This window comes from Bacillota bacterium (genome assembly GCA_040754675.1).
Taxonomy (GTDB): Bacteria; Bacillota; Limnochordia; order Limnochordales; family Geochordaceae; genus Geochorda.
The window spans coordinates 1-15,750 of record JBFMCJ010000038.1; the positions used below are offsets into that span (position 1 = coordinate 1).

Below are 15,750 nucleotides of genomic sequence, written 5' to 3' on the forward strand. Positions count from 1 at the left end.
ATTCGGTCCGTGGTGCGAGCCGGGATCGCCAGGGGACTCCAGGTCTGGGGCGTGCGGCAGGGCTACGCAGGCCTGATCGCCGGGGACTTCATCCCGATGACGGCGCGCAGCGTCGGGGGGATCATCGGGCAGGGCGGCACGGTCCTCGGAAGCGCCCGCTGCCCCGAGTTCAAGACGGAGGAAGGCCGGCGCCGGGCCATCGACCAGATGCTCGCCCATGGGATCGAGGGGCTGGTCGTGATCGGCGGAGGTGGCTCCCAGACGGGGAACCTCATGCTGCACCGCATGGGCTTTCCGGTGGCGGGAGTGGCCTCCACCATCGACAACGACCTGGCGGGCTTCGACCTGACGCTGGGCGTGGACACGGCGCTGAACACGGCCCTGGAGTCCCTGGACAGGATCCGCTCGACGGCGTCCTCCCACCACCGGGCGTTTCTGGTGGAGGTCATGGGCCGCGACTGCGGATACCTCGCCCTCATGACGGCGCTTGCGGGCGGCGCCGAGCAGGTGATCGTGCCCGAGGCCGAGGTGGATCCGGACGAGGTGGCAAAGGAGCTTCGCGAGGCGTACGAACGTGGCAAGTCCCACGCCATCGTGGTGGTGGCGGAAGGGGCTCGGTACAATGCCGAGACGATGGCCGCGCACTTCCGGGAGCGCGAGGACGAGATCGGGTTTGAGCTGCGCGTGACCGTCCTTGGCCACGTCCAGCGGGGCGGGACGCCGACGGCGTTCGACCGCATCCTGGGCACCCGGGCGGGCGCGATGGCCGTCGAGCTGCTGGTGAACGGCCGCCACGGATACATCGCCGGGTGGCTTGCCGGGAAGGTGCAGGCGCTGCCTTTGGAGGAAGTGGTGGGCAAAAAGCGCGGCCTGGACGCCGAACTCGTCGAGCTGGCCGAGGTGATGGTGCAGTGACGGACCACGATCCGTCCTGCGTCTTCTGCCGCATCGTGCGGGGCGAGTCGCCCGCGCACTTCGTGCTGGACGAGCAAAAGGTCGTGGCTTTCATGGACATCTACCCGTCCAGCCGCGGCCACCTGCTGGTGGTGCCGGTGCGCCATGCCGTCACCATCTGGGACCTGACCGACGAGGAGGCAGCCGAAGTCTTCCGGGCCGCCCGCCGGCTTGCCGGCGCCCTTCGGGCGGCGCTGGACCCGGCCGGCCTCAACTTGCTGCAGTCCAACGGCCAGATCGCGGGCCAGGTGGTCTTCCACTTTCACCTTCACCTCATCCCGCGCTACGGACCGGGGGAGGGGCTGCAGTTCCGCCTCCGGCCGCCGGGCTACACGCCCCCGCCGGACAGCGAGCTGGCCGAACTCGCGGCGAAACTCAAGCTCGCGCTGTGAACGGCCGGCCTTTGTCCGCCAGCACCCTCTCGTAGACGGATTCGTAGCCCTCCACCATCCGGTCGACCGTGAAGCGCTGTTCGACCCAGCGCCGGCACGCAGCCCGGTCGATCTGCTCGATGCGGTACACCGCCTGCTCGGCTTCGGCCAGGGTTTGAACCACGAATCCCGTCTCCGCGTGCTTCACGACCTCGGGCACCGCGCCCAGCCCCACGCCGATGACCGGGGTGCCGCACGCCTGCGCCTCCACCAGCGCCAGGCCGAAGGGTTCCGGCACGGTGCACAGGTGCAGGAGCGCAAGGGCGCCTCCGAGGAAGCGGTCGCGCTGGGCCGGTCCCACCTCGCCGATGTACTCGATCCGGCGCCCGTCCAGGTACGGGCGGATTTCGCGCTCGAAGAAGGCGCGCTCGTCCGGCGGGATGAGGGCCGCGATCTTTAGAGGCAGGCCGGTACGGCGCGCAAGCGCCACTGCCAGGTGAGCCCCCTTTTTGGCGGACATCCGGCCGAGAAAGGCGAGGTAGCCCTCGGGGCGGGCCGAGTAGGTGAACTGTGCCAGGTCCACGCCGTTGTACACGGTGGCGACGTAGTTCAACTCCGGCAGCCCGGCACGTTCGGCGTTGCTGATGGAGACGTACGGGAGGCCCGAGTAGCGGCGGTAGATGGCGCGGGTCGGCGGCTCCAGCAGCGCCGAACCGTGCAGCGTGGTGACGATGGGCGTGGGGATGAGGTCGGAAAAGACCAGCGGGTATGCGTTGAAATGATTGTGCAGCACGTCGAACGCGCCCTTCTGCGCCCAGGTGAACGCCTCTCCGAGGTGCAGGAACTCATACACCTTCGGGTCCAGCTCCGGTGCCTCGCCGAGCGGGCACGGGCAGACAGAGACCAGCTTCGCCCGGGTCTCGCTGTCCTGTGTGGCAAATAGCGTCACGTCATGGCCGCGCCGCACCAGGCCCTCGGCCAGGTGCGAGACGATCTGCTCCCAGGGGCCGTAGCGGCGCGGGGGCGTCCGCCACGTGATCGGGCCGAGCAGTCCGATTCTCACGAGGGCCAGATCCCCTCTCCGGACCGGCAGCCGGTCGTTATTTTCTGCTAAATCTCGTACGCCACCCCAGAAGGAAAAGGAGGGGTGGCGGCGAAGTAGAGGGGCGCGGAGTGGGGGAAAGTGGCGCGGAGTGGAGGGCCCTCCGCCAAGCGGCCGGGCGGAGGGTTCCTGCGGCCCACGAAGCGCCGCTCCCCCACAAAGCATCTCCTGGGCCCGGGCAGCGCTTCTGGACACGGGAAAGGCCGACGCACAGGCTCATGGCCTTCATGGGGGAGTACCAGCACCAGCTGGATGAAAAGGGCCGATTGATCATCCCGGCGCGATTGCGTGAGGAGCTGGGCAGCCCCTTCGTGGCCACGCGAGGGCTCGACCGGTGTCTGTTTGCGTTTTCGGCCGCCGAGTGGAGCAAGGTGGAGGAGAAGCTGCGCGCCCTGCCCCTTACGCAGGGGGACGCGCGGGCGTTCGTGCGGTTGATGATGGCCGGCGCGGCACCCGTCGAGGTGGATCGGGCTGGCCGGATCTTGCTGCCGCCACACCTGCGCCAGTACGCCAACCTCCAGAAAGACGTGTACGTGCTCGGCGTGGGGAACCGGGTGGAAATATGGGATCGGGTCACCTGGCAGGAGTACGCGAGCAAAGCCCAGAGCGCCTTCGAGGCCATCGCCGAGAAGATCGTGGGGCTCGGCCTTTAAGGCGGCTCTCACCCATGCGGACACGGCATCTCCCGGTCATGGCAAAAGAGGTCGTCGAACTGCTCCGGGTGCGCCCGGGGGGCACTTACGTGGATGCCACGGTGGGAGGTGGCGGCCACGCAAGGGCTATCCTCGAGGCAGCGGGATCGGCGCGTCTTGTTGGCTTTGACCGCGATCCTCGGGCGCTTGTTGCCGCGAAGAAGGAGCTTGAGGCGTGGTCGGACCGGGTCGTGCTTTTGTACGCTAATTTTTCTGAACTCATGACAAAACTTAGTGATTTACAGGTCGACGAGGTTGATGGAATCGTGTTTGATCTCGGTGTTTCGACATTTCAGCTGGCGGAAAGGGAGCGGGGTTTCACCTACCAGGACCCTTACGCCCCGCTCGACATGCGCATGGATCCCACCCTGCCCAACACGGCCGCCGATTTGCTCAACACCCTGGACCGCCGGGAACTTGCAGACATCTTCCGGCGCTTTGGCGAGGAACGCTGGGCGTCCCGCATCGCCGACTTCGTGGTGCGCTTCCGTGCCCACCGGCCCTTCAGGAGTTCGGGACAACTCGTGGAGTGCATCAAGGCCGCCGTCCCGGCCGCCGCGCGGCGCGCCGGCGGGCATCCGGCGCGCCGGGTGTTCCAGGCGCTGCGAATCGCCGTCAACGACGAACTGGGGCACCTCGAGCGGGCCCTCCCGCAAGCCATGCGACTCCTCAAGGTGGGCGGGCGCGTTGTCGTCATCAGCTTCCACTCGCTGGAGGATCGCCGGGTCAAGCAGGCGTTTCTTCGCGCCGAGTGCGAGGGGCAGCCTGTCCGGATGCGGGTGGTGACCCGCAAGCCCCTCGTGCCCGGACCTTCCGAGGTGGCGGAAAACCCCCGGGCGAGAAGCGCCCGGCTGCGGTGTGCCGAGCGAGTGGCGGCGCCCCAGGATGGCGCCTGAGGAGGATATCCGGTATGGCAGTCAGTAGCACGGCGAGGGCTATCGGGAGCTGGGACGAGGACGGGCGGACGTGGCCTGCCGCGGCGGCACGACCACCTGCCCCGGCTGCCGGGGTTCTGGCCCGGCCGGGTCGCTTCGTGGCGGGCTGGATGCTTGTGGCGGCACTCGTCGTCATCGGTTCGACGGCCTACCTGAGCCTGCTCGTGCATATGGCCATAATGGGGCGCTATGCGGGTCAGCTCGCGGAGCAACTGGAGGCAGAACGCAGGCGGGGCGAGGCGCTGGAGGTGGCCCTGGCCCGGGAAACGTCGCCCGAACGCACCGAAACCGCTGCCCGCCTGTACCTGGCGATGGAGAAGCCCCAGCGGGTTCAGATGCTCGTCATGAGCGCGCCGGGCGGCCTGGCCCGTGCGGGCAGGGGTGACGACAGCGCTGCCGCCCCGATCCGGACGGCCCGTGCCTCCCGGGCCGGGTCTGAGGATGGCGGCCTGTTCGCACGCGTTCGCACGGCGGTGGGTGAACTGTTAGCCAGGCCGGTGGCGCTGGCTCGCCAGCTCCCGCAGTGGCCGTGAATTCGCGCTTCGGGGGGAGCAAGACGCCGACGTGCGTGCTCCTGTGTCGCCGGCCGGCGTACGGCGGCGCATCGCGTGGCTGCTGATCGGCACAGCAGGGGTGGGCCTGGCCCTCACCGCGAGGCTGTTCTACGTCCAGGTGGTGCGCCACCCCTACTTCACCCGCCTCGCCCTGGAGCAGCGGCTGCGGCCGCTCCCGCTGGATCCCCGGCGCGGGACGATCTACGACCGCAACGGCAACAAGCTCGCGATCAGCGTCAGCGCGGACGCCGTCTACGCCGTGCCCAGCGAGGTGCGGGATCCGAAGCGGACGGCGCAGCTTCTTTCCGGGGTGCTGGGCATGCCCGCAGACGAGATCGAGGAGCGCCTCACCCAGAAGCAGGCCGCCGTCTGGATCGCCCGGCGTCTTGACGCCACGACCGCCCGGAAGGTGCGGGAACTGCGGCTGCCGGGCATCGGGCTCGTGGAGCGGCCGCAGCGCGTCTATCCCAACGGAACGCTGGCTGCGCAGGTTCTGGGCATCACCGGGATCGACAACCAGGGGCTCGAGGGCCTCGAGTTCTACTACGATTCGCACCTGCGCGGCGTTCCCGGGCGTATCGAGGCCGAACGGGACGCGGCCGGCCGCGAGATCCCGGGTGGAATCAGCCGCTACATCCCTGCGCAGGACGGCCACGAGGTGGTGCTGACCATCGACCAGGTCATCCAGTACCGCGCCGAACGCGAACTGGAGCGCGTGGTCAAGGAAACCTCCGCCGAGTTCGGGCTGTTTGTGGCCATCGAGCCCGCCACCGGCGAGATCGTGGCGATGGCGCAGTACCCGCTGTTCGATCCGAACCGCTACGCTGACTTTCCGCCGGAGATCCGCCGTAACCGGGCCGTCACGGACCAGCTCGAACCGGGCTCCACGTTCAAGATCGTGACGGGATCGGCGGCGCTGGAGGCCGGCGTGGTCAAGCCGGACGACCGCTTTTTTGACCCGGGCTTCGTCCTGGTCGGCGGGGGGAAGGTGAGCTGCTGGCTCCCGGGAGGCCACGGCAGCCAGAGCTTCGTCGAGGCCACAGAGAACTCGTGCAACCCCGTCTTTGCCATGATCGGCTCTCAGCGGCTCGGCCCGGAGAACTTCTACCGCTACGCCCGGGCGTACGGGTTCGGCCAGCCGTTGGGCGTCGACTTCCCGGGGGAGGCTTCGGGTTTCCTGCCCGCCCCGGGCACCATCCAGCACGGCGAGGTACTGCGCTGGGCCAACATCGGGTTCGGGCAGGGCGTGGCCGTGACGGCGCTTCAGCTTGCCATGGCGGCGGCCACCATCGCCAACGGCGGGGTGCTGATGAAGCCTTACCTCGTCAAGGAGATCCGTTCCGCCGACGGCCGGGTTGTTGAGCGCACTCAGCCCGTGGCCCTGCGGCGGGTGCTGTCCCCGGGAACGGCGGGGGAGTTCGGCCGGATCATGCGCAGTGTGGTGGTCAACGGGTCGGGGACGCGCGCGGAGATCAACGGCTACCGGGTGGCCGGCAAGACGGGGACGGCGCAGGTTCCCAACCCGGCAGGCGGATACGGCCCGGACACCATGGCGTCGTTCGTCGGCTATGCCCCGGTGGATAGCCCGCGGCTGGTGGGGCTGGTCGTGATTTACAAGCTGCAGATCCAGCCGCGCTGGGGCGGCCTCTGGGCGGCGCCCACCTTTAGGGCTATCATGGAGGATGCGCTGAGCTACCTGCGGGTGCCCCGCCGGGAAGAGCAGCGCCCGGGCCCCCAGTTCGACGAGAACGGGCAGAGGCTGGCGCAGGTGCCCAACGTGCTGTTCGTAGGGGCAGACGACGCAGTCCAGCAGATGGGGCGGGCGGGGCTGAAGGTGGCGTTCGAGGGGAGCGGGGAACTGGTCATCGACCAGATCCCGCGAGGTGGCGCGCAGGTGCCGCCCGGGACCCGGGTGCGGCTCGTGCTGGACCACGAGATCCCTCGGGTGCAGCAGGCGGAGGCGGAGGTGCCCTCGGTCATCGGCAAGAGCGTGCGGGAGGCCGCGTCGATCCTCGCCGGGCGGGGGCTGTTGCTGCACGTCGAGGGCGCTGGCTTTGCGACGTTCCAGTCGCCGGCGCCGGGGATGCGGGTGCCGGTGGGCACACCGGTTGAGGTGCGGTTCGGTCTTCCGGGAGAGAGCGGGCCATGACCGTCGAGGAACTGGTGGCACGACTTCAGGCCGCAGGGTCGGCCGGGAGTGTGGAGCGGGCGGGGGCCGCATGGCAACAGCCGGAGGCGAGGCAGGCCGCGGTCCGGGCTGTCCGCTACGACTCCCGGCTCGTTGAGCCGGGCGACGCGTTCGTGTGCATCCGGGGGACCCGCCTGGACGGGCACGACTTCGCCGATGAGGCGTTGCGCAGGGGCGCCGTGCTGATCCTGGCCGAGCGGCCGGTGGGGCGCCTGGGGGAGCGGGTGCCCCTGGTGCTGGTCGGGGACAGCCGGGCGGCGCTGGGGGTGGCCGCAGCGACCCTGCTCGGACACCCCGACCGGAGACTGCGGCTGGTGGGCGTGACCGGTACCAACGGCAAGACGACCACGACGTACCTCAGCAAGGCCGTTCTGGAGAGCGGCGGTTACCGGGTGGGGCTCGTGGGCACCATCCGGCATCTGGTCGGCGACCAGACCCTTCCCGCCGAGCGCACCACGCCCGAAGCGTCCGACCTGCAGGCGTTGTTCGCCAGGATGGTGGGGGCGGGCGCCACGCACGCCGTGACCGAGGTGTCATCGCACGCCGTGGTGCTGAAGCGGCTCACCGGCATCGAATACGACGTGGGCGTCTTCACCAACCTGACCCAGGATCACCTGGACTTCCACGGGACCATGGAGGCGTACCGGGACGCCAAAGCCGCCTTTTTTGCCTCGCTTTCGCCCGGCCACAAGGGGGCCAAGCTTGCGGTCATCAACAAAGACGACCCGTTCGGAGCTCACATGGCCGCGAGGACACCGGCGCCGGTGATTTACTACGGGCTCGAAGGTCCGGCACTGGACGTGGCGGCCGACGAGGTGGATCCCCGCCCCGACGGGGTTTCGTTTCGGGTGCGGACGCCCTGGGGATCGGCGCGGGTAAGGCTTCAACTCGGCGGGCTGTTCAACGTGTACAACGCCCTGGCGGCGCTTTCGGTGGGGCTGCACGAAGGTGTCAGCCTGGAGCGGGCCGTGGCGTGGCTGGAGCAGGTGAAGGGCGTCCCGGGCCGATTCGAGGCGGTCCGGGAAGGGCAGCCGTTTGGCGTCATCGTGGACTATGCCCACACCCCGGACGGGCTCGAGAACGTGCTGCGGGCGGCGAGGGCCCTCAACCCCCGGAAGCTGTGGCTGGTCTTCGGGTGCGGCGGCGACCGGGACAGGGGAAAGCGCCCGAAGATGGGGGCTGTCGCCGCGCGACTGGCCGACCGGGTCATCATCACCTCGGATAACCCGCGCAGCGAGGAGCCCGAGAGCATCTGCCGCGAGATCGAGGCGGGCCTGCGGGAAGAGGCGGCAGGGGGCGGTGCCCGCATGGAAGGGTACGAGGTGCTGGTGGACCGCCGGCAGGCCATCGAGCAGGCGGTATGCCAGGCGGGGCCGGGAGATCTGGTGATCGTGGCCGGGAAGGGGCACGAGACGTACCAGATCTTCAAGGACCGGGTCATCCCCTTCGACGACCACCAGGTCGTGCGGGAGGCGCTCCAGAAGCTGGGCTACGGAAGGAGCAACTGACGAAACGTGAAGGCGGTCAGTGCCGGGGAGATAGCCCTGGCCTGCGGCGGCGAGGTGGTGCGTGGCCCCGCGGAGGTGGTGGTGGAGCGGGTCTCGACCGACTCCCGGTCGGTCGTTCCCGGCGACGTGTTCGTGGCGCTTCGGGGGCCCCGCTTCGACGGTCACGACTTCGTGTTCGAGGCGGTTCAGAAGGGCGCACGGGCCGCGCTGGTCGACCGGGCTTCCGTGGCGAGGTTCTCCGGGGCTTCCTTTACCGTGGTCGCGGTGGACGACACGCTGCAGGGGCTCCAGCGCCTTGCTGCGTGGTACCGGGGCCAGCTGTCGGCCCGGGTGGTGGCCGTAACCGGCAGCGTCGGCAAGACGTCAACCAAGGAGATGGCGGCGGCCATCCTCTCCCGGTGGGGCAGCACGGTGAGGGCTCCCGCCAGCTTCAACAACGAGGTGGGGGTGCCGCTCGCGATCCTGGCGGCCGGCCAGGATACGCAGGCGCTGGTGCTGGAGATCGGGATGCGCGGGCCGGGGCAGATCCGGAAGCTTTGCGGGGTGGCACGGCCTACGGTGGGCATCGTCACCAACGTGGGCGAAGCCCATGTGGGCCTGCTCGGCAGCCTGGAGGCCATCGCGAAAGCCAAGGCGGAACTGGTGGAGAGCCTGCCCGCCGGGGGCGTCGCGGTGCTCAACGCCGACGACGAACGCGTGCGGGCCATGGCGGAAGTCGCCCCCGAGGGCGTCAGGGTGGTGACGTTCGGCGTCCGGAAGCCTGCCGACGTCCGCGCGGAGAACGTCCGGGGCGGGGGGCTGTCCGGGACGCAGTTCGACCTGGTTCACGGGGAAAAGCGCGCCGCGTGCCGCCTTGCCATCCCCGGTCGCCACCTGGCGGCCAACGCTGCGGCGGCAGCTGCGGCCGCAATCGCCTGCGGCGTTCCCATCGAGACGGCCGCCGAGGGGCTGTCGGGCTTTGCCGGGGCCAGCATGCGCATGGAGGTCGAGACAAGCCCTTCCGGCGTCGTCATCCTCAACGACGCGTACAACGCCAGTCCCGCTTCCATGCGGGCCGCCCTGGAGACGCTGGAGACGGTCGCGGCCGAAGAGGGCCACCGGGCCGTGGCGGTCCTCGGCGACATGCTGGAACTGGGCACCCACGCGCCCGAGGCCCACCGCGCCATCGGCCAGGAGGCGGCCAGGCGGGGCGTCGATCTGCTCATCGCCGTGGGGGAAATGGCCGATCTCATCGCCCGGGGAGCGCAGGAGGGCGGGGCCGGTTCGGAGATGACCATCATCCGCGTCGGCACCGCAGAGCAGGCGGCGGCGGCCGCGCTGCGCCACGTGCGTCCCGGCGACGCCGTGCTCGTGAAAGCCTCCCGGGCAATCGGGCTCGAGGCGGTCGTCGGCGCCTTGCGGCAGGCAGGGGGGGACGGCCCGTCTTGAGCGCCATCGGCGGCGTCATCGGGGCGGCGCTGTTCAGCACCGCCGTCACCATGCTGCTGTTGCCGGGAGCCATCCGCGTCCTGCACCGGGTGGGCGCCGGGAAGAGCATCCGTTCCGAAGGACCGGCCCGGCACGCCGGCAAGGCCGGCACGCCCACCATGGGGGGCGCCGTCGTCGTGGCGGCGGCCGCCTCGTCCACCCTCATCTTCTCTCCTGATCTGGCCACGGCGGCGATCATGGCGGCCATCCCGGTTGCGTATGGCGTTCTGGGGAGCCTCGACGATCTGAGGGCGCTGCGGCTGCGCCGGGCCATGGGGCTGAGGGCCCGCGAGAAGTTCCTCGGGCAGGCTCTGCTCGGGGCGTTCTTCGCCGTGTGGGCGCTGCGGGTGTTGCCCGAGGTGACGGTCGTCTCCCTTCCGTTCGGCGGAGGCCTGTGGTCGCTGAGCCCGGCCCTCTTCGTGGCGCTGGCGGCGCTGGCCACCGTGGGTGCGGCCAACGGAGTCAACCTGACGGACGGGCTGGACGGTCTGGCGGCGGGTTCGGTGGCGGTCGCGTCGGCCGTCTACGCGGGGGCTGCCCTGCTGATGGACAAGCCCGGTGTGGCCATCTTTGCCGCCAGCGTGGGCGGCGCGTGCTTGGGGTTCATGTGGTATAACGGCTACCCAGCCCAGGTATTCATGGGAGATACGGGTAGCCTCGCGCTGGGAGCCGCGCTGTCGGTCATGGCCATCTTCACGGGGACGGTGCTGGCGCTGCCCCTCGTGGGCGGGCTGTTCGTCGCCGAGACCCTCTCGGTGATGGCGCAGGTGGGGTACTTCAAGCTCACGGGCGGGCGGCGGCTGTTGCGCATGAGCCCGCTTCACCACCACCTGGAACTCATTGGCTGGACCGAGCCGCAGGTGGTCGTACGGCTCTGGCTCACCGCAATCCTCTTCGGGCTGCTCGGCCTGTGGGCGATGCTCCCCGGGCTCAGGGGGTGATCCGGGTGGGCGCTCGGCAGCGCCCTTTCAAGCTCGGCCCCGTGCCAGGCGCCGGAGGCATGGAGACCGCGGGGACGGCGGCACGCGCGGGGATGTACCCGGACGCAGCCCCGCCGGACGTGGTGCTCATCCTTGCCGTCGCCACCCTGATGGCGATCGGGGTGGTGATGGTGCTCAGCTCCAGCTACACCCGCGCGCTGAGCCAGTTTCACGACCCGTACTACTTCTTCAAGCGCCAGGTGGTCTACGCCGTCGCCGGGTGGGGGCTGGTGGCCGCCATCATGCGGCTCGACGTGCAGCGGCTGCGGGCGGTGGCCGTTCCGCTGATGGCGCTCGGTTACGTCCTTTTGGCCGTCGTGCTGGCGGTGGGGCAGGAGATCGGCGGGTCGCGGCGTTGGATCAGCCTTCCGTTCGTCAACCTGCAGCCGTCCGAGCTGGCGAAGCTCGCCGCCGTCAACTTCGCCGCATTCTGGGCCGCCCAGCGTCCGCAGGCCATGGGCTCGTTCTTCCGGGGTCCGCTCGTGCCCCTGATCGCGGCGGGCCTGGCCTTCGGGCTCATCATGCTGGAGCCGGACTTCGGCACCGGCGTCATGCTCCTGTTCGTGGTGGTGGTCGTTCTCTTCGCAGGGGGCATGAAACCGGGGCAGTTGGCCCTTCTCGGCGTGCTCATCCTTCCGGTCATGGGCGTTCTCATCTGGATGGAGCCATACCGGATGGCACGGTTGCTGGCGTTCATCGACCCGTGGGCGGACCCCGCCGGGCGTGGATGGAGCGTCATTCAGTCGCTCCTGGCCATTGGGTCGGGAGGCCTGTTCGGGCTGGGGCTCGGGCAGAGCCGGCAGAAGTTTGCCTACCTTCCCGAGCACCACACCGACTTCATCTTTGCCATCCTCAGCGAAGAACTCGGTTGGGTGGGCGCCGTTACTGTGGTCGTGCTTTTCCTGATCATCGCCTGGCGGGGATACCGCATCGCGCTGGGGCTCGAGGATCCGTATGAACAGTTGCTGGCAGTGGGGTGCGTCACCCTGGTGGTGGGGCAGGGGCTGCTCAACATCGGGGTGGTCAGCGGCTCGCTCCCGGTCACCGGGATTCCGCTGCCATTCGTCTCCTACGGGGGGAGCTCCCTCATGGCCAGCATGACCGCCATCGGAGTGCTTTTGAAGCTCTCCCGGCACAGCGTGGTTTGAAGGAGGAACAGGTGGCAGCTTCCGAGCGCCAAACGGCGGCGCCGCGCATCGCCATCGCCGCGGCCGGAACCGGCGGGCACATCTACCCCGGGCTGGCCGTGGCCCAGGCGCTGAGGATGCTGGAGCCCAACGTCGAGGTGTGGTTCCTCACGACCCGGCGCGGGTTGGGGCCGGACATCCTGGCGCAGCACGGGGAGCGATTCGTGGTCACCCCTGGGAAGCCCGCGCCACAGGCTTTTCCCTGGGGGATGGGGGCGTTCGCGATGGCGCTGGCCCGGGGGTCGCTTATGGCGCGGCGGGAGCTTGGCCGGCAGCGGGTTCAGGCGCTGCTTGCGACGGGCGGGTATGGGTGCGTGCCGGCGGTGGCGGCGGCCCGGAGCCTGCGGCTGCCGGTGGTCTGGCAGGAGCAGAACGCCATTCCCGGCCGTGCAACCAGGCTGCTTGCCCGGTGGACGTGGGTCGTGGCGCTGGGGTTCGAGGAGGCTGCCGGACGCCTGCCAGGTGCGGTGCAGAACCGCCTTCGCGTCACGGGCAACCCGGTTCGACCGGACGTGGTACGCGCCGATCGGGCCGCCGCGCAGCGCAAGCTCGCCCTGAACCCCTCGAAGAAGACCGTGCTCGTGGTGGGGGCCAGCCAGGGAGCCCGCCGGTTCAATCGGGCGCTGGCAGAGGCCGCCGGACGGCTGGGAACTCTCCGGCAGGCCCAGGTGCTGGCCTCGACGGGCAGGGGGCAGTTCGAGGAGACCGCCCGGCTGATACGGGAGCGCTGGCACGAGGCGGTGGTGGGGGAGGGGCGCGTTCAGGTGGGCGGCCTTCGGGTGGTCCCTTACCTGGACGACATGCCGGCCGCCGTGGCGGCGGCCGACCTGGCGGTCTCCCGGGCCGGGGCCATCTCGCTTGCGGAGTTCACGGCCAGGGGCGTGCCCCTGGTGCTGGTACCATACCCGCACGCCCTGGACGCGCACCAGGACGCAAACGCCCGGGTACTGGAAAGGGCAGGGGCCGCGGTGGTGGTGCCGGACGCCGAACTTACGGCGGACCGCCTGGTTGAGTTGCTGGTCTCTCTTCTCGGCGAACCGGGGCGGCTTTCCACCATGGCCGAGGCGAGCCGCAGCCTGGGGCGCCCGGAGGCGGCCGTGGAGGTGGCGCGTCTGTTGCTGGAGGCCGCGTCCGGTACCGGTAGCGCCGTGAGGGGGGCTTGAGCACCAGGGAAGCTCGCCGCATACCATGGAGCGCCAGTGGGGGGAACCGTCCGGTGGATCAGTTCGCTCTGGTCGGCGGCGTGCCCCTGGAGGGCACCATCCCCATCTCCGGCGCGAAGAATGCGGCGTTGAAGCTGATGGCGGCTGCGCTGTTGACGCAGGGCCGGTGCGTGATTCGAAACGTCCCTCGGATCGTTGACGTGGAGACCATGATGGGGCTCCTGAGAGGGATCGGCGCAGAGGTCGGGTGGACAGGGTTCGGGGAGGTGGGCATTGAAGCGGCGGGTCCGCTGAGCAGCGAGCCACCGCCGGGACTGGTAAGAACCATGCGGGCCTCCGTGCAGTTGCTCGGGCCCCTGGTGGCCAGGGTCGGGCGGGTTCGAATCGCCCAGCCGGGCGGCTGCAACATCGGGGAGCGCCCCCTGGATCTGCACCTGCAGGGACTGCAGGCGATGGGCGCCGCGGTGGCGCAGGAGGGAGGCTTCATATCGGTCAGGGCCCGGCGGCTGTACGGTGCCGACATCGTGCTGGATTTTCCATCCGTGGGAGCGACCGAGAACCTGATGATGGCGGCCAGCCTGGCAGTGGGACGGACCGTCATCCACAACGCCGCGCGGGAGCCCGAGGTGGTGGAACTCCAGAACTTCCTGACGGCGATGGGTGCGTCCGTGGAGGGGGCCGGGGGCTCGACGATCCGCATCGACGGGGTTGGGCAGCTTCACGGCGCGCAGTGGCGTCTGATGCCTGACCGGGTGGAGACCGCCACCTGGATGGTGGCGGCGGCCATCACCCACGGCCACCTGCGGCTCGAGGGGGCGCGAGTGGATCACGTCGCGGCGGTGACGGCGCGGCTGCGCTCGGCAGGCGTGCGCATCGAAGAGTACCGGAATGGCCTCGAAGTGGCTGGCCCGCCGGACCGCCCGGCGGCGGTCTCCATTCGGACCCAGCCCTACCCGGGCTTTCCTACGGACGTCCAGCCGCAGTGGACGGCTCTCATGGCAACGGCTCGCGCAACCAGCGTGATCCGGGAGGAGATCTACTCTCACCGGTTTCAGTACGTCCAGGAACTGTGGCGGATGGGCGCCGACATCACGGTGGACGGCCGCGTGGCCGTGGTGAGAGGTGTCCCCGCTCTGTCAGGGGCGGCCGTGGAGGCGCCCGATCTGCGCGGCGGGGCGGCCCTGGTGCTGGCTGCCCTGGCCGCCGAGGGGGAGAGCCGGATCGGCGGCGTGGCCCACCTGAATCGGGGATACGATGATCTGGAGGCGAAGCTCCAAAGGGTGGGCGCTCGCATCAGGCGGGTGAGGCAATGAGCGGGAAGGCCTGCTTCGGGCGTCTCGTCCGGGCCCTGCGGCCCGCGTGGGGGCGGTGGCTTCCCCGGTCTGGAACGGTCATGGCGGCGGCCACGGCGCTGGGCATCTACGGGTTGGCCGCCTCCCCGCTTTTTTCGGTTCAAAGCGTGGTGGTTTCCGGTCTGGAAGGCCCCGCCGCCGACCGGCTGGCCGCGCGCCTGGCCTGGCAGCGGGGGCGAAACCTCCTGGAGGTCGAGCAGGGCGACGTCAGGCAGGCCAGGACAGGCGAGGTCCGTATCCTGGACGCGCGGCTCGTGCGCCGGCTGCCCTCCACCCTCGAGGTGCGCGTCCGTGCCCGCGAGCCCGTTGCTCAGGTGGCGCTGGGCGAAGGGTTCTGGGAGGTGGACAGGCACGGGCTGGTGCTGGGTCCCGCCGAACGCCCGGGGTCGCTTCCCGTCATCACGGGCGCCATCGCGCCGGGCCAGGTCCTGGCCTCTTCCCAGGTCGGGCCACCCGGAGTCGTTGCGGCTGCCACGCTGGTGGACGAGCTCCTTCCGATCCTGGGGGAGCGCCTGGGCGAGATTCACCTGGATGCTGCCGGGGAGGCCTGGATCTATCTGAACGGCGGCGGGGCCGTGCGGTGGGGGTCCCTCCGGGCAGGCCACGAGGACGGGGGCACCGGGCAGCCCGGCCGGCTGCAGGTGCTGCAGGCCCTGCTCGAACGCATCCCCCAGGGCAGACCCTTCGAGGCCGACGTGCGGGATCCGGAGCGGGTCGTCTGGAGGCTGCGGTGAGCCGGGGCGTGCGGCGGGACTCAGAGGATGGGGGGCCACCCTGATGAATTTAGGGGCGAAGTGAGCGGGCGGCGTACACAGACGGCGGGGGAGTTGGGGGCGGTCTTGGTATGGCCCAGTTCGAACTCGAATCAGGCCCGTACGCCAACATCAAGGTCATTGGCGTGGGGGGCGGCGGGCAGAACGCGGTCAACCGGATGATTGAAGCTGAACTGCGGGGTGTGGAGTTCATCGCCGTCAACACCGACGCCCAGGCGCTCGCGCTCTCCAACGCACCCCGCAAGATCCAGATCGGGGAGAAGCTGACCAAGGGGCTTGGAGCGGGTTCCATTCCGGAGATCGGCCAAAAGGCCGCCGAGGAGAGCCGGGATCTGATCCGGGAGGCCCTCGCGGGCGCCGACATGGTCTTCATCACGGCGGGCATGGGCGGCGGGACCGGCACGGGAGGCGCGCCGGTGGTGGCGGAGATCGCGAAAGAGGCCGCCGCGCTCACGGTGGCAGTGGTCACCCGCCCGTTCTCGTTCGAGGGACGGCGCCGCATGCGGCAGGCCGAGGAAGGGATC

At 70.0% G+C, this 15,750-nt stretch carries 15 protein-coding genes; 14 read left to right on the plus strand and 1 reads right to left on the minus strand.

Features of this window, described 5'->3' with window-relative positions:
- Positions 1-915, plus strand: a 915-nt coding sequence (locus AB1609_03920; protein ID MEW6045615.1) for an ATP-dependent 6-phosphofructokinase, incomplete at its 5' end; no start/stop codon positions are given.
- Positions 912-1,346 carry an HIT family protein gene (locus tag AB1609_03925; GenBank protein ID MEW6045616.1) on the plus strand — a complete coding sequence of 145 codons (435 nt, stop codon included), beginning with the start codon at positions 912-914 and terminating at the stop codon, positions 1,344-1,346. The genes AB1609_03920 and AB1609_03925, both read left to right, overlap by 4 nt.
- Here AB1609_03925 and AB1609_03930 read toward each other — a convergent pair.
- The gene (locus AB1609_03930; GenBank protein ID MEW6045617.1) at positions 1,330-2,388 is read right to left on the minus strand and encodes a glycosyltransferase family 4 protein; all 1,059 of its coding nucleotides are present in this window, start codon (positions 2,386-2,388) and stop codon (positions 1,330-1,332) included. The genes AB1609_03925 and AB1609_03930 overlap by 17 nt on opposite strands.
- 257 nt (positions 2,389-2,645) lie before the next feature.
- Here AB1609_03930 and mraZ point away from each other — a divergent pair, with 257 nt between their 5' ends.
- The 12 genes from mraZ to AB1609_03990 all read left to right on the plus strand — a co-directional run.
- A complete protein-coding gene (mraZ, locus tag AB1609_03935; protein ID MEW6045618.1) occupies positions 2,646-3,080 on the plus strand; it encodes a division/cell wall cluster transcriptional repressor MraZ in 435 nt (144 codons plus the stop codon).
- A gap of 14 nt (positions 3,081-3,094) precedes the next feature.
- A complete protein-coding gene (rsmH, locus tag AB1609_03940; GenBank protein ID MEW6045619.1) occupies positions 3,095-4,015 on the plus strand; it encodes a 16S rRNA (cytosine(1402)-N(4))-methyltransferase RsmH in 921 nt (306 codons plus the stop codon).
- A 14-nt stretch (positions 4,016-4,029) separates the two neighbouring features.
- Positions 4,030-4,587 carry a hypothetical protein gene (locus tag AB1609_03945; protein MEW6045620.1) on the plus strand — a complete coding sequence of 186 codons (558 nt, stop codon included), beginning with the start codon at positions 4,030-4,032 and terminating at the stop codon, positions 4,585-4,587.
- 31 nt (positions 4,588-4,618) lie between these two features.
- Positions 4,619-6,757: a penicillin-binding transpeptidase domain-containing protein gene (locus tag AB1609_03950; protein ID MEW6045621.1), complete on the plus strand. Its 2,139-nt coding sequence runs from the start codon at positions 4,619-4,621 to the stop codon at positions 6,755-6,757.
- Entirely contained in the window at positions 6,754-8,304 is a 1,551-nt protein-coding gene (locus AB1609_03955; protein MEW6045622.1) for a UDP-N-acetylmuramoyl-L-alanyl-D-glutamate--2,6-diaminopimelate ligase, read from the plus strand. The genes AB1609_03950 and AB1609_03955 overlap by 4 nt, the downstream gene beginning before the upstream one ends.
- A gap of 6 nt (positions 8,305-8,310) precedes the next feature.
- A complete protein-coding gene (murF, locus tag AB1609_03960; protein MEW6045623.1) occupies positions 8,311-9,732 on the plus strand; it encodes a UDP-N-acetylmuramoyl-tripeptide--D-alanyl-D-alanine ligase in 1,422 nt (473 codons plus the stop codon).
- A complete protein-coding gene (gene mraY / locus AB1609_03965) occupies positions 9,729-10,712 on the plus strand; it encodes a phospho-N-acetylmuramoyl-pentapeptide-transferase (GenBank protein MEW6045624.1) in 984 nt (327 codons plus the stop codon). The genes murF and mraY overlap by 4 nt, the downstream gene beginning before the upstream one ends.
- A 5-nt stretch (positions 10,713-10,717) precedes the next feature.
- On the plus strand, positions 10,718-11,899 hold the full coding sequence (gene ftsW / locus AB1609_03970) for a putative lipid II flippase FtsW (protein MEW6045625.1): 1,182 nt from the start codon (positions 10,718-10,720) through the stop codon (positions 11,897-11,899).
- Positions 11,900-11,910: 11 nt separating this feature from the next.
- Positions 11,911-13,101 (plus strand): UDP-N-acetylglucosamine--N-acetylmuramyl-(pentapeptide) pyrophosphoryl-undecaprenol N-acetylglucosamine transferase, encoded by a 1,191-nt coding sequence (locus tag AB1609_03975; protein MEW6045626.1) that lies wholly within the window; start codon positions 11,911-11,913, stop codon positions 13,099-13,101.
- A gap of 53 nt (positions 13,102-13,154) precedes the next feature.
- The gene (murA, locus tag AB1609_03980; protein MEW6045627.1) at positions 13,155-14,414 is read left to right on the plus strand and encodes a UDP-N-acetylglucosamine 1-carboxyvinyltransferase; all 1,260 of its coding nucleotides are present in this window, start codon (positions 13,155-13,157) and stop codon (positions 14,412-14,414) included.
- Positions 14,411-15,187 (plus strand): cell division protein FtsQ/DivIB, encoded by a 777-nt coding sequence (locus AB1609_03985; GenBank protein ID MEW6045628.1) that lies wholly within the window; start codon positions 14,411-14,413, stop codon positions 15,185-15,187. The genes murA and AB1609_03985 overlap by 4 nt, the downstream gene beginning before the upstream one ends.
- A 110-nt stretch (positions 15,188-15,297) precedes the next feature.
- The coding region (locus AB1609_03990) for a cell division protein FtsZ (GenBank protein MEW6045629.1) at positions 15,298-15,750 on the plus strand (453 nt) is incomplete at its 3' end.

Coding starts and splice junctions, on each gene's coding strand:
- mraZ (MEW6045618.1), top strand. CDS start 2,646: ATGGCCTTCATGGGGGAGTACCAGCACCAGCTGGATGAAAAGGGCCGA.
- rsmH (MEW6045619.1), top strand. CDS start 3,095: ATGCGGACACGGCATCTCCCGGTCATGGCAAAAGAGGTCGTCGAACTG.
- AB1609_03955 (MEW6045622.1), top strand. CDS start 6,754: ATGACCGTCGAGGAACTGGTGGCACGACTTCAGGCCGCAGGGTCGGCC.
- AB1609_03945 (MEW6045620.1), top strand. CDS start 4,030: ATGGCAGTCAGTAGCACGGCGAGGGCTATCGGGAGCTGGGACGAGGAC.
- AB1609_03985 (MEW6045628.1), top strand. CDS start 14,411: ATGAGCGGGAAGGCCTGCTTCGGGCGTCTCGTCCGGGCCCTGCGGCCC.